Source organism: Pseudarthrobacter naphthalenicus (assembly GCF_029076445.1).
Classification (GTDB): Bacteria; Actinomycetota; Actinomycetes; order Actinomycetales; family Micrococcaceae; genus Arthrobacter; species Arthrobacter naphthalenicus.
This window is the reverse complement of the sequence record NZ_JARESG010000012.1, coordinates 103,117-123,900: the sequence shown is the minus strand read 5'-3', so window position 1 is coordinate 123,900 and position 20,784 is coordinate 103,117. Positions and strand designations below refer to the sequence as shown.

14 protein-coding genes and 1 pseudogene are annotated in these 20,784 nt (G+C 61.7%); 7 read left to right on the top strand and 8 right to left on the bottom strand.

The window, feature by feature from the left end:
- Nucleotides 1-126: 126 nt before the first annotated feature.
- Complete coding sequence (locus tag PY310_RS13345; protein ID WP_275214907.1) at nucleotides 127-819, top strand: GntR family transcriptional regulator; 693 nt, start codon at nucleotides 127-129, stop codon at nucleotides 817-819.
- A 183-nt stretch (nucleotides 820-1,002) separates the two neighbouring features.
- Nucleotides 1,003-1,827 (top strand): alpha/beta fold hydrolase, encoded by an 825-nt coding sequence (locus PY310_RS13340; RefSeq protein ID WP_275214906.1) that lies wholly within the window; start codon nucleotides 1,003-1,005, stop codon nucleotides 1,825-1,827.
- A 22-nt stretch (nucleotides 1,828-1,849) separates the two neighbouring features.
- On the opposite strand, the gene PY310_RS13335 is transcribed toward PY310_RS13340, so the two are convergent.
- The 3 genes from PY310_RS13335 to PY310_RS13325 form a co-directional block, all read right to left on the bottom strand.
- Nucleotides 1,850-3,082, bottom strand: a complete 1,233-nt coding sequence (locus PY310_RS13335; RefSeq protein ID WP_275214905.1) for a saccharopine dehydrogenase family protein — start codon at nucleotides 3,080-3,082, stop codon at nucleotides 1,850-1,852.
- A 29-nt stretch (nucleotides 3,083-3,111) separates the two neighbouring features.
- Nucleotides 3,112-6,750, bottom strand: a complete 3,639-nt coding sequence (gene metH / locus PY310_RS13330) for a methionine synthase (protein WP_275214904.1) — start codon at nucleotides 6,748-6,750, stop codon at nucleotides 3,112-3,114.
- Nucleotides 6,751-6,880: 130 nt separating this feature from the next.
- Nucleotides 6,881-8,266, bottom strand: coding sequence for an SNIPE associated domain-containing protein (locus tag PY310_RS13325; RefSeq protein ID WP_275214903.1), 1,386 nt, complete (start codon nucleotides 8,264-8,266; stop codon nucleotides 6,881-6,883).
- Between the two features lie 383 nt (nucleotides 8,267-8,649).
- Here PY310_RS13325 and PY310_RS13320 point away from each other — a divergent pair, with 383 nt between their 5' ends.
- Together PY310_RS13320 and PY310_RS13315 are read left to right on the top strand one after the other, a co-directional pair.
- On the top strand, nucleotides 8,650-10,872 hold the full coding sequence (locus tag PY310_RS13320) for a hypothetical protein (protein WP_275214902.1): 2,223 nt from the start codon (nucleotides 8,650-8,652) through the stop codon (nucleotides 10,870-10,872).
- 363 nt (nucleotides 10,873-11,235) lie between these two features.
- Nucleotides 11,236-12,342, top strand: a complete 1,107-nt coding sequence (locus tag PY310_RS13315) for an IS110 family RNA-guided transposase (protein ID WP_275214901.1) — start codon at nucleotides 11,236-11,238, stop codon at nucleotides 12,340-12,342.
- A gap of 413 nt (nucleotides 12,343-12,755) precedes the next feature.
- Here the strand turns inward: PY310_RS13315 and PY310_RS13310 are convergent.
- The 5 genes and pseudogenes from PY310_RS13310 to PY310_RS13290 all read right to left on the bottom strand — a co-directional run.
- A pseudogene (locus tag PY310_RS13310) lies at nucleotides 12,756-12,999 on the bottom strand (ATP-binding cassette domain-containing protein); the annotation flags it as partial.
- A 67-nt stretch (nucleotides 13,000-13,066) separates the two neighbouring features.
- Nucleotides 13,067-14,158, bottom strand: coding sequence for a heme-dependent oxidative N-demethylase family protein (locus tag PY310_RS13305; protein ID WP_275214900.1), 1,092 nt, complete (start codon nucleotides 14,156-14,158; stop codon nucleotides 13,067-13,069).
- An 11-nt stretch (nucleotides 14,159-14,169) separates the two neighbouring features.
- On the bottom strand, nucleotides 14,170-15,141 hold the full coding sequence (locus PY310_RS13300) for a PDR/VanB family oxidoreductase (RefSeq protein ID WP_275214899.1): 972 nt from the start codon (nucleotides 15,139-15,141) through the stop codon (nucleotides 14,170-14,172).
- The gene (locus tag PY310_RS13295; protein WP_275214898.1) at nucleotides 15,138-15,743 is read right to left on the bottom strand and encodes a dimethylamine monooxygenase subunit DmmA family protein; all 606 of its coding nucleotides are present in this window, start codon (nucleotides 15,741-15,743) and stop codon (nucleotides 15,138-15,140) included. Before PY310_RS13295 ends, PY310_RS13300 begins: the two co-directional genes overlap by 4 nt.
- A gap of 7 nt (nucleotides 15,744-15,750) precedes the next feature.
- A complete protein-coding gene (locus PY310_RS13290; RefSeq protein ID WP_275214897.1) occupies nucleotides 15,751-17,295 on the bottom strand; it encodes an APC family permease in 1,545 nt (514 codons plus the stop codon).
- A 319-nt stretch (nucleotides 17,296-17,614) separates the two neighbouring features.
- Here PY310_RS13290 and PY310_RS13285 point away from each other — a divergent pair, with 319 nt between their 5' ends.
- Genes PY310_RS13285 through PY310_RS13275 form a run of 3 tightly spaced genes read left to right on the top strand, consistent with a single transcriptional unit; the run spans nucleotide 17,615 to nucleotide 19,666 of the window.
- A complete protein-coding gene (locus PY310_RS13285) occupies nucleotides 17,615-18,379 on the top strand; it encodes a FadR/GntR family transcriptional regulator (RefSeq protein ID WP_275214896.1) in 765 nt (254 codons plus the stop codon).
- Nucleotides 18,376-19,077, top strand: coding sequence for a cache domain-containing protein (locus PY310_RS13280; RefSeq protein ID WP_275214895.1), 702 nt, complete (start codon nucleotides 18,376-18,378; stop codon nucleotides 19,075-19,077). Before PY310_RS13285 ends, PY310_RS13280 begins: the two co-directional genes overlap by 4 nt.
- A gap of 46 nt (nucleotides 19,078-19,123) precedes the next feature.
- On the top strand, nucleotides 19,124-19,666 hold the full coding sequence (locus tag PY310_RS13275) for an HPP family protein (protein WP_419095488.1): 543 nt from the start codon (nucleotides 19,124-19,126) through the stop codon (nucleotides 19,664-19,666).
- Nucleotides 19,667-20,784 lie beyond the last annotated feature (1,118 nt).

Sequence of the window (20,784 nt, the reverse complement as noted above, 5' to 3'; positions counted from 1 at the left end):
GTGTTAGGCGTCACAACACCGTGGCGCCCTTTGATTGTCTAACAAGTACACATGTTGGTCAAGTATCGATGTTGTTCTGTCTGGCAAGATGAAGTACGTCGGAAAGAACCTTGGGAGGGAACGCACGTGCCCGGTCGCATTGCAGCAGTCTCCATCGTGGAGGCGATCGCCGCAGATCTGCGGAGCCGCGTCTTCTCCGGTGAGCTCGGTTCCGGGGAGGCGCTCACCGAGACGGACGTCGCTTCCACCTACGAGGTGGCCCGCCCCACCGCCAAAGCCTCCATTGAAAAGCTCGTGGCCGAAGGGCTGCTGGACAGGGGAACGCACAAGACGGCACGCGTGGTGGATCTGGGACCGGAGTCGGTCCGGGACATCTACCTGGCCAGGGCCTACCTGGAAAGCGAAGTGCTCCGCCGGCTTGCCTCCCGCCGGACCGTTCCGACCGGAGCCGTGCAGGCGAACAAGGACATTGCCGCAGTGAAGAGCGGAGCGCCGCTGGACGTGGTGGAACCGGACATGAGGTTCCACACCAGCCTGATCGATGCTGTGGGCAATACGCGCATCAGCAAGATGTACCGGTCGCTCGTTGGGGAAGTCCGCCTGTGCATGTCCCGTGTACAGTCGCTGCACCTCCTCGACACCGCCCTGATCCAGGCGGAGCACCAGAGGCTGCTGGAACTGATTGAGGAAGGCCGGGGCGACGAGGCCGCCGGCCTGCTCGACGTCCATTTGGGGCGCGCCCGTGAACGGCTGGTCGCTGCAATGGGTGGCGAGGCCGGACCTGAAGCCCAGTTGCCGTCCGACCTGGTAGCCGAGTAACGAGCGAGGCTATATCCCAAGTACTCATGCGCCGGATGAGTCGGGGAGCCGCGTAAGCCGCGGCGCATGCAAGGGGCTGAACGGACGTCGCCTTGAAGGTCATAGTGGGAGGATCGCTAGGATTCGCTATTTCCCGTCGATAGTCTGGGACAGGACGCCACCCGACGGAGGGTCAGTGAGAACGTGATGGAAGCAGTTGCCGCCGTCATCGGCCGGAACAACGTCACCATATCCGGCCGGGATGATGGGCCTGTCATGATGTTTGCCCACGGCTTCGGCTGCGACCAGGCCATGTGGCGGAAGCTGCTGCCCTATTTCGCTGACGATTACCGGCTGGTGCTCTTTGATCATGTTGGTGCGGGACACTCCGACACCAGCGCCTACGACTGGGAGAAGTACGGGTCCCTGAACGGGTACGCGGCGGACCTGCTGGAGATTTGCGCCGCCCTTGACCTTGAGGATGTCATCCTGGTGGGCCACAGTGTCAGCACCATGATCGCCGTGATCGCCGCCGTGCAGGACCCCAGCCGCTTCTCCCACCTGGTCCTGCTTGCTCCTTCGCCCCGTCATACGGATGACCCGTACGACGGCTACGTGGGCGGCTTTTCGCGGGAAGACATCGAGGGCCTGCTGGCATCCCTGGACAGCGACTACTTCGCCTGGGCCGCGGCCTTGGCCCCCGTGGTGATGGGCAACCCGCAGGAGCCCGAATTAGCGGAGGACTTGCGCGTTAGCTTCTGCCGGACAAATCCGACCATCGCACGGCACTTCGCGGGGGTAACTTTCTTCTCCGACACCCGCCCTGAACTGAAAAAGGTACGCACCAGCTGCCTGATACTGCAGTGCTCCAACGATCGGCTTGCCCCGCCGGAAGTGGGTGCCTACCTGCACAAGAATCTGGAACACAGCACCCTGGTGCAGCTCCAGGCCACCGGGCACTGCCCCCACGTCAGTGCCCCGGAGGAAACAGCCCGGGCGATTCTGCACTACCTCGACACCCGCTCCTGACAGGTGACCTGCAGATCCGGGTTCAGGCGAGTTTACTTACCGCGTACGTGTGGCCGGCCGCGCGGAGTCGCTCTATGAGCACGCTGCCGAGTGCCGTGGCCGGTGTCAGCGACCCTTTCGCGGGCGGCAGCCGGTCACCGTCGAGGGCAAGAGCGAGTGCTGTCTCCCCTGCCATCACGGCGGTGGCGGCATAGCCGGGATCACCGGGGCCAGCAGCAATCGCCTGGTAACGCTGGCCGTCCTCGGTGCGGGCGGTCACCTGGGAGTGGAACCAGCCCGCGCGCTGCATGCTGGTGCTCGGACCCGTACCCGGTACCGGAAGAAAGCGGTCGAGCACCTTCCGGGTCAGTGGAAATGCCATCGCGCCCGTGAATGCCCGGAGCCCCAGGGTCAACGCCCTGGCGAGGACCGCTCCCGCCGGTCCGGGGGCCACCCCCATCACCTCGCCGTACTGAAGGGAGCGGCCGTAGGCCCAGCCCTGCAGTGCGTTGCTGCGGCGCACTATCCGGGTGTTGAACGGGGCCATGATGAACGGCGCGGTCCAGGTGCCGTCAGCGGAACGGCGCACAGGACCGGCGTCAGGAGGCTGTGGTGTCGTCGGCTCCCGTGTGCGGTCGGGGCTCAAAGCGTAGGGGTCAGCGACTAATGACCGCAGGGCGGTGCTCGATCGCATCGCATCGAGCTGCCCGCGCATCGATTCGAGCGTGCCTCCGCTGATGCCGGCCTTGGCCCTCGCAACGAGTTGCACCTCGGCCAGACCGCCAGCGCCATCGGCTTCTGCGGCCTGATGCAGCAGCAGTACGGCGAGATCGGACGGCACAGAGTCGTAGCCGCAGGAGTGAACGATCCTGGCCCCGGTCGTCCTGGCCAGAGTGTCGCAGCGATCGATCGCCTCCCGGATGAAGGACACCTCACCGGCGAGGTCGGCGTAGTGGGTACCGGCCCGGGCGCAGGCCTCGACGACGGGCAGTCCGTGCTTCGCGTAGGGACCGACGGTGGTGAAGAGCACGCGTGTGCTCGCAGCCAGGGCGGCGATTGAGTCCGCATCCCCCGAGTCGGCTTCGATGAGGGCCCACCCGTGCGCCGCGGCCGGCAACTCCGACCGGACCGCCTCGAGCCTGGACGTGGACCGGCCCGCGAGCCCGACCCGCATCCCGGCCGGTGCATGCTCGGCGAGGTAGGCGGCGATCAGCCTGCCAACGAAACCCGTCGCTCCATAAAGAACGAGGTCATGTTCCCGAGATGAGGTGTCCATAACTGCAGCCTTTCACAGCGGCACGGCACTCACACCTTGAAGTACTTGGCCTCCGGGTGGTGGAACACGAACGCGTCGGTGGACTGCTCGGGGTGCAGCATCAGCTCGTCGCTCAGGACCACGCCCATCCGCTCGGGCTTGAGCAGCTCCGTCACCTTGCGGCGGTCCTCCATGTCCGGGCACGCGGGGTAGCCGAGTGAGAACCGGGCACCGCGGTAGTCGAGCTTGAAATACCCTGCCGTGTCCTTCGGCTCCTCGGAGGCGAAGCCCAGTTCCTTGCGGATGCGGGCGTGCCAGAACTCAGCCAGCGCCTCGGTGAGCTGCATGACCAGGCCGTTGAGCTCGTAGTAGTCGCGGTATTGGTTGGCGGCGAACATCTTGGAGGTGAACTCCTCGATCTTCGAGCCGGCGGTGACCAGCTGGACGGGCAGCACGTCGATCTGGCCGGATTCGCGGGACTTCACGAAGTCCGCCAGGCACAGGTGCCGGTCGCGGCGCTGGCGCGGGAAGTTGAAGCTCAGCCGGTCGGTACCGATCGGACCGCCTGAACCACCGTCCGGGGCGAGGAGCCCCGCGGTGCCCAGGACGCCGTCGCGATCCTCCCCGTGGTGCAGCACCACCACCTGCTCCCCCTCGGAGACGACGGGGAAGTAGCCGTAGGCGACGGACGCGTCCAGCATGCCCTCGCCGAGGATGCGGTCCAGCCAGTAGCGCAGGCGCGGCCGGCCCTCGCGTTCCACCAGTTCCTCGTAGGAGGCGCCGTCCTCGCCGCGGCCGGGCTTGAGCCCCCACTGGCCCATGAAGGTGGCGCGCTCGTCGAGGAACGCCGAGTAGTCGTGAAGCGAGACGCCGCGCACAATGCGCGTGCCCCAGAACGGCGGGGCGGGCACGGGGTTGTCGGCGGCGACGTCGGACCGGCCGGGCATGGCCTCGGGCTCGGTCACCGTGAACTTAGCGCCGCCCTTGTGGATGCGCTTCTTCAGCGGCGGAAGGCCGACGTCGTCCGGCGACTCGCCGCGGGCCACGCGGACCAGCGGCTCCATGAGGGAAAGGCCTTCGAAGGCGTCCTTGGCGTACCGGACCACGCCGTCGAACTGCTCGGCCAGGTCCTGCTCCACGTAGGCGCGGGTGAGGGCTGCGCCGCCGAGGATGATGGGCCACTTCTTCGCCAGGCCTCGGGACTGCAGCTCGGCGAGGTTCTCCTTCATCACCACGGTGGACTTCACCAGCAGCCCGGACATGCCGATTACGTCCGCGTTGTGTTCCTCCGCGGCGGCCATGATCTCGGCGATGCCCTGCTTGATGCCGATGTTGACCACTTTGTAGCCATTGTTGGTGAGGATGATGTCCACCAGGTTCTTGCCGATGTCGTGCACGTCCCCGCGCACGGTGGCGATCACCATGGTGCCCTTGCCGGAGGAATCGGACTTCTCCATGTGCGGCTCGAGCAGGGCGACGGCGTTCTTCATCACCTCGGCGGACTGCAGCACGAACGGCAGCTGCATTTCGCCGGCGCCGAAGCGCTCGCCCACCACCTTCATGCCCTCGAGCAGGTGGTCGTTGATGATGCCGAGCGGGGTCATGCCCTCACTCCGCGCCAGGTCGAGGTCCTCTTCGAGGCCCTTGCCTTCGCCGTCGATGATGCGCCGTTCCAGGCGCGCGCCCGTGGGCAGCGCGGCGAGTTCGGCCGCGCGCTGGTCCTTGAGCGCCGCGGTGTCGACGCCGGCGAACATGTCCAGCATGATGGCCAGGGGGTCGTAGGTGGTGTTGCCCTCGGCGTCGTACTCGCGCTTGTCCCAGACGAGGTCCAGGGCCACCTTGCGCTGCTCCTCCGGGAGGGAGGCGAGCGGCACGATCTTGGCGGCGTCGATGATGCCGCTGGTGAGGCCCGCCTGCACGGCCTCGTGCAGGAACACGGAGTTCAGGACGACGCGCGCAGCCGGGTTCAGTCCGAAGGACACGTTGGAGACGCCCAGCGTGGTGTTGATGCCGGGGTACTTCGCGGTGATCTGGCGGATGGCCTCGATGGTTTCGATGCCGTCCCGGCGGGTTTCTTCCTGGCCGGTGGCGACGGGGAAGGTCAGGGCGTCGACGATGATGTCCTCGACGCGCATCCCCCATTCGCCCACCAGGGCGCCGACGAGGCGGGAGGCGATGGCCACCTTGCCTTCGGTGGTGCGGGCCTGGCCCTGTTCGTCGATGGTCAGGGCGATCACGGCGGTGCCGTGTTCCTTCACCAGCGGCATGATGCGCGCGAAGCGGCTGTCCGGGCCGTCGCCGTCCTCGTAGTTGACGGAGTTGACCACCGGGCGGCCGCCGATGTGTTCGAGCCCGGCCTGAAGTACGGCCGGTTCGGTGGAGTCCATGACCAGAGGGAGCGTGGAGGCCGACGCGAAACGCGAGACGATCTCCTTCATGTCGGCGACGCCGTCGCGCCCCACGTAGTCGATGCAGACGTCGAGCAGGTGGGCGCCGACGCGGATCTGCTCGCGGGCGATGTCGACGCAGTCGTCCCAGCGCTCTTCGAGCATCGCCTGGCGGAACGCCTTGGAGCCGTTGGCGTTGGTGCGCTCACCGATGGCGAGGTAGGAGGCGTCCTGGTCGAAGTTCACGTGCTGGTAGAGGGAGGCGACGCCGGCCTCGCGCTCGGTGGGGACGCGGGCGGGGCCGCTGCTCGCTTTCGTCTCGCGGGTGCGGAAGGGCGCAAGACGTTCGACGACGGCGGCTATGTGCTCCGGCGTCGTACCGCAGCAGCCGCCCACCAGGCCCAGGCCGAATTCGCGCACGAACTGTTCGTGCGCGGTGGCGAGTTCGGTGGGGGTGAGCGGGTAGTGGGCGCCGTTGGCGCCGAGGATGGGCAGGCCGGCGTTGGGCATGCAGGCGATGGCCACGGAGGACTGCTTGGAGAGGTGGCGCAGGTGCTCGCTCATCTCGTCAGGGCCGGTGGCGCAGTTCAGGCCGATGGCGTCGACGCCGAGCGGCTCGAGGGCGGTGAGCGCGGCGCCGATTTCGGAGCCCATGAGCATGGTTCCGGTGGTTTCGACGGTGACCTCGACGAAGATGGGGAGGCGGATGCCGCGGGTGACGATGGCCTGCTTGCAGCCGTTGACAGCGGCTTTGGTCTGCAGGAGGTCCTGGCTGGTTTCGATGAGGAAGGCGTCCGCGCCGCCGTCGATGAGGCCCTCGGCCTGGAGGGCGAAGGTCTGTTTGAGGTAGTCGTAGCTGGTGTGGCCGAGGCTGGGGAGCTTGGTGCCCGGGCCCATGGAGCCGAGGACCCAGCGCATGCGGCCGTCTGTTTCTTCCGCAGCCTCGGCGCGTTCGCGGGCGATCTTTGCGCCCTTGAGGGCGAGCTCCGCGATGCGGTCGTCGATGCCGTAGTCCGAGAGGTTGGACCAGTTGGCGCCGAAGGTGTTGGTTTCCACTGCGTCGATGCCGGTGGCGAAGTAGGCGTCGTGGATGTCGGCAAGGACGTCGGGGCGGGTGTCGTTGAGGATCTCGTTGCAGCCTTCGAGGCCCAGGAAATCCTTCTCAAGTGAGAGGTCCCGGCCCTGCAGCATCGTGCCCATTGCGCCGTCGGCAATGACCACGGAGTGGTTCACGGCGTCCAGGAGCTCCTGCGAACGGGCAGGGCGGGGCACGGACTCAATATCAAGCGCAAAACGAGGCATCTAAACAGGTTACGTGTGGGGGCCGGAACGTTGCGCTGTGTGTCTGTGTACTACGGGGGGTGATCCGATTCAAAAGAGCGGACGACGGCGGAGTGCCCACCGCCGCCCGCTCTGCTTCAGTCAGGTGAAGCTAAACGGCGGCCGGTACCAACATTGCCTCGCGCAGGTCCTTGGATGCGGCGAATTCCTCTGCGGGCGCGTTCTCCTTGTACTCGACCAGTTCCACATGGTGCTCCACTAGAGCGTTCTTCACGTCCGAAGGGGACGCGTAGAAGTACTCCCGCCGCAAGTTCACGAGATTCACACGCTGGCCAGCAAAATGCTGGTGGAGCATGGTCTCAATACCGACTGCATCCTTCGAAAAGAACAGGGCGTGGACGTCAAAAAGGAACGGAACCGACGCATCGCCAAGTTCGCGGACGCGTTCCATTGGATTGAGGCGACGGGTCATGCCGATCTTCACAACGCCCTCACCGAATGCGCCGAGGTTGGAGATAACGTACACGTAGCCGGCGCGGATGTTCAGCGCGTTGTCTTCGGCATCGGCCAGCTTTGCTTCTGCCTCCTCGAGCTGCTCCTGGATACGCTGGACACCTTCCAGGTCGCCCGCAGCCTGCAGTTGAACGAGCACAGTGGCGTAGTGGTCCACTTCCTTCTGCTGTTTGGCTTTCAGCGCCTCCCACTCGCGCTGCGCTTTGGCCGCCTCGCGGGCTTCGGCCCGGGCCTCGGCCTCCATTTGCTTTTGGATGGCTACGGCTTCTAGGTGCCGGGCAGCCAATTCGAGTTCTTTCTCACGCAAAGAGTGGAATGCGTTGGTGATTTGGAGTCCAATCATGGTGCCTCGCTTCGCGATCTGCTCCCGGGCCTTCTCAAGTCGGGCGGCCGCAGTGTGAAGGTTCCCGGCTTTCACCGTTTTCACGCAGTTCTCGGCCTCGGCGTTGTAGGCGCGGAGAAGCAGCGCGGAGAGGTCACGGACGAACTTGGCGCCCTCCTTCGTTGAGCCGTTGAAGGTGAAACCGGAGACAGTAGTCACTGCAGTCTTCTCCCGCAACTTGTCTTTGATGCGTGCTCGCACGGCGCCCAGTTCATCGGCCAGCTTTACTGATGTCTCGGCCGGATGCTCGTAGTCGTAGAATCCAACATTGTGGCGATCTGCGACCTGCCGGACGTCCAGCACCTCCCCACGGACGGTGGCCAGCTCTGCGTTGATCGCCGCCAAGTCCCGCTGCGCGGAAGCGATGCTGGCCATCAGATCGGCGTTGTGGCGTTCCTTGGCCAGAGTGTCCAGTGCGCCGAGCCTCTGCAGGTCAGCAAGCATTTGGGCGTTCGCCTTGTACACCTCATCTGCATACTGCTTCAGCCCGAAGGCCGGGAGTGGCGGAGCGCCGAGGCTAGTTCGGTAGGTGTTCTCAGCGCTGATCCCGAAGCCTTCGGCAGGTGCACCAAAGGCCTTCTTGTACTGTTTCAGGACGTCGAGCAGAATCCAGAGCACACCGCACGCCGGTATGAGTCTCAATGGAAAGAATGCAGCCGCAAGCAACGCGGTAAGTAGAAGGGCTACGCAGGCCCATGCGATGTGCTTAGCAAATGGAGCGGGCGCCTTATTTGGTTTCTCCGGCTCCGGCGCAGGCCCGGATGACACGTCTGACATGATTCCCCCAATAGTCGAGTAACGATGCTCGAACCGTAGCAGCAGTCACTGACAGGACGCCCACTTACGTGTTGAGCAAGGAGAACCGCGCGCATTGATGGGCATCCTCAGGACCTCTCTTGCCTTCAATCTGCACACAGCTGCTCGGCCGCGACTGACATCTAGAAGAATCACCCTCAGAATTCAGAATATTCCACAAATACTGGCTATCGTGGTGTAAGCCATTGAATTTATGACTTGGGGGAGCAATGACGCCCGTAAAGAGGCTCAATCGTACCGAACTTGCTACAAAATATCCCGACGAGCAGTGGCGCCAGAAACTGCTCGATCTTCTCTCGTTGGTTGCTATCCTTCGCGGCTGCGTTATTGATAACTCATATAGGCCATCCGAAGAACTCAATGCAGCAATACTTCTAAGCGACGTTGGAACACGTATCCGAAGCCAACTAACAACCAAAGAGAAAGTCAACGCCAAGGACGCCAACGTCCTGGCTCTATTGGGATTGGTTCACGTTGAACCACTCGTTGACGTCGAGCGCATCGACCTTGACCAGCTCGCCGCTGCCATTTCTGGCGAGATCGTGGCCGGAGAACTTCGCTTCCCCTTGGTGTTTGGCCGGTCACTTTACGACCGGGCCGCAGAGCTGTTCAATGAAGAACGCGACTATCTCAACCATGAGGACACCTTGCGGCTCCTGGAAGGTATGCCCCAAGGCGTATTTCAAGCGGGTAGATACCTGATCGGCCCTTACGGATTACGCAAACGCGACTTTGAACGACACCTAAACCCAACAACATCTGTACCCCTTCAGCACTGCGCCGACTACGCCTGCGGGCTTGTTCATAGAGTGCAACTAACGACGAGCATTGAAGCCGGCGTGAACAAGAGCCGTCCGTCCCTCAACAAGTTATTGGATCAAATTAGCGATGATCCCTCTGAGTGGAATGCCTTTGTTGCAGATTTCACCGAATCGAGGATAAATGGCTATTCGGTCGAAGGTCACTCGACAATCTGCTACCTCATTGGGGACGCTTTCAGTGATCATGAACTCAGGAACCTGGTAATTCAAGCCACAAAAATCCGCGGTGCGGAGTTGCACGAAGCAAAGATTAGCCTCGGATTAGGGGGTCAAGATCAAGATCTTGAATTAATGAATCGTCCGCAACTGTTGCAACTCCTCTTTATGCTGCCAGATGCATCGCTCGTCGAAATCCTTGATTCTTCAGTACAGGACTCTGTCATCTCCATTCCGGGCGACGAAGTGCGTAGACCCAGAACCAATGCCAGCCTACGATCGGGCGCTTGGAACCTCCGGTCACAAATCAGTAGGCTCGGTACGCGCGCAGTGAGTGTCGACAGCAGCCTCCCCTTACTTCGGCTCTCCTCACTTGCACGTTCGCTTTTTGACGTAGATTCGCCAGATGAAATCGAGGAGCTGGCTTGGATACTCCGAGGCACAGTCGGCAATACCCCTCGCGAACGATTGGAGGAGTTTCTACGCACATCCGAGCCCATCCAGGTGATCGAAACACTGGTGCTCGCCCGCCGAGCCAATGCGAACAAAGTCTGTACTGCGCTGGGCATACCTATAAACCAAGATAATCGATCGCTTCGGGATTCCATTTTGTGGAAACTAGGCTTTCCGCTGCCCCGCTCTAGCGATCTGCGTGATGAGTACTGGCGCCTCCACCACGGATTGGAGAGTCTCGCCAAGACGGCGTCGGTCGAGCTGACCCGCACGGCGGAAGGCCTCCGTGCGGCTTCCTCAGACTACTTTGTCTGTCTAGAGCGATTTCTTTTTGACTCATTGTCCTTCGCGACCTGGGCTTTGTTGGAGGACCACTATTCGAGCAATGATCCGTTTGTGTTCTTTGAGACCCAAGCACGGGCGTTTACCATATCCACGCTAAATGCCACCGTCGATGAAAGCGAAGATAAATATGGTCTTTCGGATGAACCCGTTCTCAGCTCAATTGTTGAGGGCTACATTCGACTTTCGAAGCTGTTAGGAAATCTCCGCGAGCGCAGCGAACTCCATCGACGCGATAGCGACGGATTCCCTCAATTCGCAAAACTCACATCTTTGCAGCAGTTTCCTTTTGCACACGTACACCCATTCTTGGACCTCTTGCCTGAGTCGCAAGTGAAGCTCAAGGATGCGTTAGCTGAAATTGGGAGTGAGCTCAAGAATTCGGGCATAATGACTGCCCGAAACGGGCTCCATCATGCAAAAACTCGAGTCCCCACGGTCGCGGAGGTTGAAGAAGCGTTACAGAAGGCAAGGGCGGCATTGGACCGGCTTGAATCGGTGGGTTGCGTCAGAGGAACCTACTCCATCGCCTCCACACACATCAACGCTTGGGGCGGTGCGACAACAACGCTTACGTCTAACGGGCGAAGCATAAGTTTCTCAACGCCCTCAGCCTTCGCCTGGACCAACTGCCAAGTCTCGACCGTCCGGTTTATTTGATGCAGGGGGCTGTGTTCGCTCCACGGAATGAAATGCTTCGCTTCTTGGAGGGTTTTGAGTCGGAATACCGGAAATATTGGTTGGACTATCCGCGCAGGCCACAACCCGGTAACCGTGAGGTCTCCAATCAGTCTCAAAATGCAGCAGTTCCAGTGGAGACGGGTTCGTACGCGGCATCTCGGGTCGGGTAGGGATCAACCGTGGAAAGCTTCTAGACGATATGAGCGTGGGCTTGCCGCTGGCGTAGGACTGGAACCTCGGGTTCAAAGAGGTTCGTGGGTTACCAACTCCGGGTCTTTCCGCATTTAGCTGCGGGGGGTGTGGACTGGCAGAGCCACATTTGAACGTCTGGAGGTTCCAGCCATGAATAAGCGTACTTACGTCGGTTTGGATGTCCACGCACGCAGTGTGAAAGGCTGCGCGATAGACCGGGAAACCGGCGAAATTTTTCGGCAAAGCCTGGCCGCCAACGATGCCGGGATCGCCGAGTGGGTGACCGGGCTGCCGGGCCCCGTTCTGGTTGTTTATGAGGCCGGTCCCACGGGATTCGGCTTGGCCCGGCTACTGACCGGTGCAGGCATCGAGTGCCTGGTCGCGGCACCCTCGAAACTTCAGCGGCCGTCCGGGGACAGGGTGAAGACCGATGCACGCGATGCCGAGCACCTGGCCCGGTTGGCCCTGCTGGGACAAATAACACCCGTGCGGGTCCCCGGCAGCGCGGACGAAGCCGCCCGGGACCTCGTGCGCGCCCGAGAGGACATCCGCGCGGATCTCATGCGGGCCAGAAACAGGATCTCCAAGCTCCTGCTGCGCCACGGTCTGGTCTACTCCGGAGGCAAGGCATGGACCGAAGCCCACCACACCTGGCTGCACCGGCAACATTTCGAGAACCCAGCCTTGCAGGCAGCCTTCGAGGCCAGCCTCGAAGCAGCGCAATTGACCCTGGACCGCAGGAACCGTCTGGACGCTAAGATCACCGCTCTGGCCGCGACTGACCGATACGCCCCGGTGGTCCGGGCGTTGATGTGTTTACGTGGAATCTCCGTGCTCACCGCTTTCGGCTTGGCAGTGGAGATCGGTGACTGGACCCGTTTCACTGGCAGCACCATTGGCGCGTACCTGGGCCTGGTGCCTTCGGAGCATTCCTCCGGAGCTTCAAGGTCCTTGGGCGGTATCACCAAAACAGGCAACACCCACGCCCGCCGACTGTTGGTCGAGGCCGCTTGGCACCACCGCCGGCCCTACAGCAACGTCAGCCGTGAGATGCGTGCCCGCTGGGATGCAGCCGATGAGCACTCTCGGGTCCGCGGTCACCAAGGTAATCACCGCTTGCATCACAAGTGGGACCAGTTCGAAGCGCGCCACAAGCGCAGGGTCATCGCGAACGTCGCCATTGCCCGTGAACTGGCCGGCTGGTGCTGGTCCCTCGCCTCCGCGGTCCAACAGGAACAGCCATGGACGGATGAATAGACGTGTGCCGTTCCCGGCCCCGACCCGATGGCTCGGCAGCGTGGAGGAGACCCGCGATTGACCTATGGACAACCGGCCATAGCCGGCGACGCCCGACATTTCTAGACCAGCGGCACCCCTCCAGCCGAACACCTCGTCCTGCGGTAACCAACCCGCGCATATCAGTCTGACAGCGCCCCCGTCGATCAAGACGCGCCAGCCACCCCCAACGGACCCCGAACGGACACAAACGAGCGGTCCACGACAAGCCAGCCGCGGACCGCTCACCCTTGCCCTCTTGACAAGAAACCCCTACATATCAGATCACGGCGTCACCGGATGGGGGGATTCAGACCTGACTCGTGCCAAGTGGCTTAGTGACTTCGCGGCGGAGTTTTGCGAGGAGGTCTTGGGCTTCCGTCGGAATATCGGGCGCGCCGCGGCACCCAGGTGATGTTCACGTCGTCGATCGTTATCCGCCCGGAATTCAGCTCGTAGAACCGCATCATAGGTTCACAAGCGTGGTCTTCCCGGCCCCGATGGGCCCACAATCGCCACCGTCTGCCCCGGTTCCGCCATCAGGACAACGAAGCGATCCGGCTCCGCGGACGCCACCCCTGACTGCAGCAGGCTGGCCATGGACCCCAGCTGCGCCAGCGGCATGGAGAACTGCCGAGAACGCCCAAGGGCGGCATCATCCCTATCAGCTAGATGATGCCGCCCCGCGGTCTTCCCTTAGTCCGGCTTAGCTGTCGCCGGGCTGGATCCCGCCCTCGATCCAGGGGTAGCCCGTGGCCAAGGGTGCACCGTCGTCGTGGTGTGAGAGCCATTCGACGGCAACGTCGTGGTAGCGGTGGAAGCCCTTGTAGTCGACAAGCTCGTGGTCGATCGAAGCCAAGGCGCGGTGCACCCGTTTCGCCCAGTCCGGAGCGTGCTGCACCAGTTCAGCCAGGCTGACGAGGTAGGTACGGACCGGGAAGACTATGGCGTTCGAGCGCGGCAGACGGTGCAGGGGCTGCAGTTCGATTCGCAGGTACACCATCTCTCCTGCGTTCTCTGCGGTGACCTTCGCCCGGTCCGGCGCCCAGTCCGGGAGCGTTTCCACGGACGTCTCCAGGCGCGGGTGGACGGTAAGGGACCAGTTGACGCGCCGGACCGGGTGGCCGGGCTTCATCCGGAGCAGGAACTTGAGCGCCCGGTCCAGGATGCCCGTCTCATGCAGCTTGGGCACCGGTCCGTGGAACTCGAAAAAGCTCATGCCCATGTTGAACTGCAGGGAGTAGTCGGCCCGCTGGGTGGTCATCCCGGCACCGATGACCAGCGTGTTGTCCTTCTCCTCGAGAACGACAAATTCGCCCTGCGCCTGCCTCGTGGCGTACTCCATCGGATCCATCGGCAGGGTTGCCGGGTCGCCGAAGGTGAACGAATCGTCGATTTCGAGGAGACGGTTCTGCCACCGCCACTCATTCCCGCTCTTGGTGAGGGTGAAGTGCTCCGGGAAATCTCGGTTGTAGGACTCGAAGATGAGCTCTAGCAGGTCCCATTGCGCCTCCAGCATGTGCGGCAGCGCAATGTAGTTGACGCCCGGCATGTCTTCCAGCATCTGGGCCCGGTGGGCGCATTCGGATACATAGTGTTCATCAATATCGAATGCTGCCCGGAGCGCACCGTCGCCGGCGGGAACGTGGGGCTCGAGATTCATCGAGTAGGCATACTCGTCGTCCGGAAACGGGAACGGAAGTCGGCGGACTGCCTCGCGGGAGTTCCGGAACTGGTACTCACCCTCGGGGGTGTACGTCTCATTCGCGCTAAACTCGGACTGGGATATCACTGTCATGGGGAGTTCTCCTAGGCATCTATGACGAGTTTTGAGCAGGTGGCCCGCGAAACGCAGGGCATGATGAGCTTGTTGGTGCAGCGATCAGATTCCGACAGCCAGTCGTCCCGGTGATCGATGGTGCCCTCGAGCTCGAGGACCTCGATCTCGCACTCACCGCAGGCCCCTCCCCGGCAGAGATAGGGCAGCTTGTGGCCAGCCTCTTCGGCCGCTTCCAGCAATGACTGCTCCGGTGAAACATCGATTACAGCCCCGGACCGTGCCAGGGTGACCGAGAAGGGACTGCCGGTTGACCCGACATCATCGAACCTTTCGTAGTGGATGTGCGACTCGGTCCAGCCCAGGGCATGGGCGGACCCGATAACGTCGTCCACCATCCGTGCCGGTCCGCAGACGTAGGCATGGGTTCCGAGCGGCCGTTCGGCCAGGATCTCCGAGGAGTTCAGCCGGGGTCCGTCGCCAACGCCGTACAGCGTGACCTTGTCCCCGTAAAGTCCCTTGAGCTCATGGCCGAGGGCTGCATGCTCTGCACCCCGAACGGCCAGGTGGAGCTCGAAGGACCCGCCCTTGACGCTCAGTTCTTCCAGCTGTGCATAGATCGGGGTAACCCCGACGCCACCGGCGATGAAGAGGTGGTGCCGGGCATGCTTGGAGACGGGAAAGAGATTCGCGGGCGTCGTGACGGACAGGACGTCGCCTTCCCGGACGTTCTCGTGCATGCTGATTGAGCCGCGCTTGCCGTCCTCGACTCGACGGACAGCGATTTGATACTGGCTTGTGTCGTAGGGCGAACTCATCAGCGAGTACGCGTTGCGGCGGGTGTCGCCGTCGGACTCAATCAGGACTCTGACGTGGCTGCCTCCCGAAAAGGGAGGAAGCCACGATCCGTCAGCTGCTGAAAATGTGAACCGTTTTATTTCCGGTGTGACCGGTTCAATGCGGTCGACTTTCAACCGCAGGGCTCCGTGCTGCGCCTCGCTCATGTATCCAACTCCTCGTTGTCGGGCAGTTCCCCGGGGACTTCGCCATCAGCCTTTACTCCCTGGAAGGCAGCGAGCCTTCCGGAATAGTGATCGCGAACGATCAGATTGCGTTGACAGCCGGGGCATTGGAAGATCCGCCGGGTCACGTTCTCCGAGTAGTGGCTGCAGTGCGCGCACCACACCCGTCTGACGAAGGAGCCCGCGTGCTCGCGTAGCACCTCATCCCGGTTCACCCCGTAGGACGTTGCGACCTGCATTGATGTGCCGATGAACCCCTCCGAACCGGAGATGTACAGCCGGGTTCCCATCGTTGCTGTGGCGAGGAATGCGTCGAGTCCCTTAACAGTGTCGGCGTTGCTCTGGAACACGATGAGCTCGCGTACGGTGAATTTTTGGATGTTAGCTAGATAGTTCTGGCCTGTGAATGACTCGGTTGAATACAGCACGGTGGTGGCGGCCAGCTGGTCGGAGTCCATCTCTCCTAGCAGGCGCACCAGCGGCCCTCCGCCGCTGCCTTGCGCAGCAGCGACGTGGCTCAGCCCGCTTGCCATCGGTGTGAGTTCGTCGTAGACCGGGCGGCTCTTGATGCCAGTGATAAGCATGCGCTTGTTACCTTCCACCCTTTGATGCCCCGACGAGGGAGTCCGAGCGGTCATGGGCAGGGGCGGCCGGAATGGCGTCGGCTGCCGGCGCGTCACCCTTGAGGTGTGGCTTCTTCCAGGCCATGTAGATCAGGCCGGATGCCACCACTGCTACGGCGGAGATCAGGACGACGTAGTTGGCGAACCAGCCGTCTTCCGGCGTTCTGGGCCAGGCCATGTTGATGATGCCAAGGATTCCCCACACCAGGGCGGCGATGTTGACCGGGATGCCCCAGCGGCCAAGCTGGAAGGCTCCATTCGGCTTCCAGCCGAGGAGACGGGCCCGCAGCGAGGCCAGAACCACCATCTGGAAACCCATGTACATGCCCATGGCTGCAAAGGAAATGATCACCGTCAGGGCGTCGCTGGAAACTTTTGATGCTATGACGATAAGGGCCGGCACCACACCTGCCAGGAGCAGGGCGTACGGGGGCACACGCCGCGATTCACTGAAGATGCTCAGAACTTTGCTCCCTGGAAGCATGCCGTCGCGGGCCATGGAATAGGCGAGCCGGGAGGTGGCTGCTTGGAGGCTCAGCACGCAGGAGAGGAAGGAGACCATAACCACGCCCAGAACCACTTTGAAGCCGATAGGGCCGAAGGCCGAGAGGAGGACGTTGCCAACGGGGTCCGTGTCTTGGCCCGAGATCACTGCAGCAAAATCGGGAACAGCGAGGATGAGGGACAGGCACACGAACATGGCTGCAAAGCCGCCAATGTAGATGGTCATCCTCATGGCCTTGGGAATGGTGCGGCCAGGGTTCACTACTTCCTCGGCCACGTCACCGCAGGCTTCGAATCCGTAGTATTGAAAGATTCCGATCAGTCCGGCTGCCGCGAACGCGACGAAATAATCACTGCCTTCCCCTGCGCCGAATGCCTGAAACAGGACGCTGAGATCGTGGTGCCGGGCCGTAACCAGCAGCCACCCTCCAACTACCAGGGCGCCGCCAAGTTCGGCCAGCAGACCCAGCATGGCAACAGTGTTCAGCACCTTGGTTCCCCCAAGGTTGAGAGTTGTCGCCAGCGCGATGACCACAACGCCCGACACGATGACAGAGTCAACAGTGTTCTCCATACCCAGGAGTGCGCTCAAGAAAGGCCCCGCCCCGTAGGCAATGCTGCCGATGCTGGTCAGGAGGGCAACGAGGTAGACCCAGCCATTCATCCAACCCCATTTGCGGCCCCAAAGCCGGCGGGACCACGGGTAGACTCCGCCGGCCACTGGGTACGCGGCCACAACTTCACCGAAAATCGAGGCGACGAAGAATTGGCCAACGCCGACAATAACGAGTGACCAGAACATTGGGGGACCGGCCGCACTCAGGGAGGCTGCGAACAGCGAATATACGGCCACAACCGGCGACAGGTAGGTAAACCCCAGCGAAACGTTCCCCCAAAACGTCATCTCCCGCTTGAACTGGCTCTGGTAAGAGTAGCCAAGACTAGCGAGATGCTGAGCGTCTTCGTCGCCGGCGAACTCCGTCGCGGGCTCCGTGATCTCTTCACGCATAGAACTCCTTTTGATGGGCCCTGGTTTTTGATGTGAGCGGGGCCACGTCCGTAAAACTGTACTTTCAAAGGTTTAGATGCGCAACACTCGGAAAATGCCGCACGTTTCCGCAAACTTGGCGGTACTGGAAGGGCTAAATGGTCTTATAACCTTTGTTTCCGGTGGATTTTCGAGCCTGATCCCCTTACTCTTGACGTAAGGCAGGTCAAGAAGGAACACCATCCAGGGCCGGAACGTGGAGTACACGTCCCACCTGGGGGTGGACCTTCGGCACCGGATTAGAATCAGTTCTGGTCCCTACATCGCACGGAGTCTCTTTTTGGCATCTACCACCACATTTCAAGCCCAGGTCTACCGGTCGTTACCCGAGACCGAGCGCTCAGAGGCCATCGTTGACCGGATTTCCAAAGCGATCGCCCTCGGCCTGCTCAAGGTTGGTGAGCGGCTTCCCTCGGAGACGGCCCTTTCGGAAATGTTTGGTGTTGCATCCTCCACCCTCCGGGAGGCCTTGGCGGACCTGCGGGACCAAGGAATCGTCACTACGCGGCGGGGACGCAACGGCGGAACATTCATCGCCAAGCAGCCCTTCACCTCGGATGACGTTATTAAGAAGTGGTTCCGGGAAACATCCATCGCAGAGATCAGAGACGTCGGGGATGAGCATGCTGCCATTGCCGCAGCCACCGTGCGGCTCGCCTGCGAGCGGGCCGAGGCACATGAAGTCAGCAGACTGGTGGAGCTCGGCCGGGCTGTCGTCATGACCGACAAACCGGAATTACGTGCCCGCGCCGACAGCAGGTTTCATATCGAACTGGCGGTCCTGGCTCAGTCGCCGAGGCTGACGAACGCAGAAATACGGTTGCAGGCGGAAACAGTCCAGGCTCTGTGGTCCCCCGTATCCCTTGCCCGGGATCCGGAGAAAGCGGCAGCCGAGCATCTTGCACTGGCCCGCGCAATAGCAAATGACGCACCCGAGGACGCCCAGCGGTTAGTGCTGGAGCACATCCGGCACGACATCCATCATCTGGTGGACGCCAAGCTTTCCCTTGGGTACCCCACGACACATGAGCAGGAGCGCCAATGACGACTACTACCCCTGCAGACCAAGCTGCCGCCGAAATTGCTGCATGGATGAGGGCGCTCGGCGTCGATGTCCAGAAATTCGCAGGACAAACAACCGCACTCTGGTCAGACCGCCGAAGTCCCCTCAATGTCACGCCGCGCGACCTGTCAAACCTCGAGGACTTGTCCAAGCAGTTCTTGGAATCACATGGTTTCGTTGTGGGGACAGGAGTCATTTTTTCCGCAGAAGCCGTCACAGGCAGCGACGGCGGCCTCGAGTGGTGGATCAAACGCGACCATGCCGTTGAAAAACTGGAATTTGACCTGACACCGGGCGGCGAACGGTTCTACGACTATCAGAACATGCCTTTCTTCGCCTCGGCCCACCACACAGGGGAGCCGGCGGGGTGGGGTCCGTATGTGGACTACCTGGGGTTGGATGAATACATCCTCACCTACTCCGCCCCCATACAACTTGACGAAAAGTTCGCAGGGGTGGCCGGCTGCGACATCCGCATCAGAAAACTGGAAGAAATATTCATGCCCGTCCTACGGGCTATCCCAGGAGACGCCGCGCTGCTCAACGGAAGCGGCCGCGTGGTCGTCGGGAATTCCGGTGCGTACCTCGTCGGCGAAAGGCTTCGCACCACGCCAAGCGACAAAATGGTGATTCCGATCGATGTGCCGCACCTCGAATTCTCCTTGCTCTGCAGCCGCTAGCCAGTCGGCGGCGTGCCCAAACCTTCAGCAACGTCAGGAAAACCTCATGCCGGTTACCAGTTCTGACCGGCCAACAGCGTCCTCTGCCGCCTTCCCCACGGCCCGTTCGCGTTGGTCCTCCCAGGCTCCCTGCCGGCCGCCGGCTGCAACCCTGGTTGCGGCGACCCTTATCAGCATGGTTGCTCTGGGCAGCCTCGTTCTGCTGGGTCAGCTATCAGGCCACCTCCTGCTGGTCCCTCCGATGGCCGCCTCCATGGCACTCATGGCCGGGGTACCCCACTTGCCCCTCGCCCAACCCCGGAGCGTCATCGGGGGCCAGGTTGTTTCCGCCGCGCTCGGTGTGGGCATGGGTTTGGTCAGCCACTCGGTCTGGGCTGCGGCGATTGCCGGCGGCATGGCCATCGGAGCGACGATGTTGCTGAGAATGCCGCATTCACCCGCAGCCGCCACAGCAGTCATCGGCACCATGTCCACCACAGGCCAGGTGTCGTTTGTGGTGTGCGTCGGCATCGCTGCCTGCGTCCTCGTCGGTTTCGGCATCCTTGGGTCCAAGCTTCGCGGATCCACCTACCCCACCTACTGGATCTGACTCCGGCGTTCCTTCAAGCCTGTGCACATCAGTCGAGCGGGAGGGTTCGCTGTAGCAAGCACTTTGAGGACAAAAGAAAGGGGCTGCGGGGGCGGAAGCCCGACGCCCTTCTCAGGCATCCGTTCACCGATTCCTTCCCGCTAGTCCTATTCGCCACAAGCGCTTGCCAGCAGTCCAACAGAAGTATGCAATTCTAGAACCAAGATCTAATTAGGGGCGCGACTCCCAGATGCCGAGCCAGCTAGGAGGAGTGGAGGTAGCACGTGAGAGTTCCATGCCCGCTTTTCGTATAAACGAAGTGCGAGTCATATGTAGCACCCAAGCATGTGCCACAAAGGAAGCCTTTGTCATTGACCGTCTGCGACACCGTGGGGCCATCAAAGTGACAAGTCAACTTTGTGTTTCCGCTTGGGGTAACAACGACCTGACTTTGGTCGGTAACCACAAAGGGACCTTGATAACCTGAGCCACTGCAGATAAGTCCTTTGATAACAAAAGCTCCCTGGGACTGATTCGGTGCCGCATTAGCTGCACCGCCCGACAGCAACAATGTTCCGCCTACGGCGGCGGTCAAAGTGAGGACTAACGATGCAATTTTCTTAGAAAGTGCCGACATGGTGTGATCTCCCTGTCATTGAAGAAATAGAGGTGAGCTGCCCCTATCACGCCGAATAGGCCTAGGAGCGGCTGATTAATTTCAGTGAGTACCCGATTTGCAGGCTTGGACCACAGACTGGCTAAACACGTTGAACCCACCAAAGGCACCTGTACAGAAATCCATTAGTAGGCGGGAATTTCCAAGGCTCAATTGCCGCTATACCGACTCCCTTTGATTTCAGTTTATGAAGCATTCGGACTTCTTCCCTGACATCCGGTTTAGCCGGCGTCGAATCCGGACTATCCAATCGAGCCGTGGGGCCATCTTATTGCGCTTCGAAGTGGAGGGGCGAGTGGGAGATCTACCTAATTTAGGATTAGGGGCTCTTCGTGAAGAGCCGGATTAGGGGTACCTGCGAGATATTTTCGCATGTGCCCTCGCGTCCTTCGAACCGGGAGTAGGCAATGTCATTCACTAGGGTGAGAGGTCGCAGCAAATGAACATAAATCCGGCATCCGAA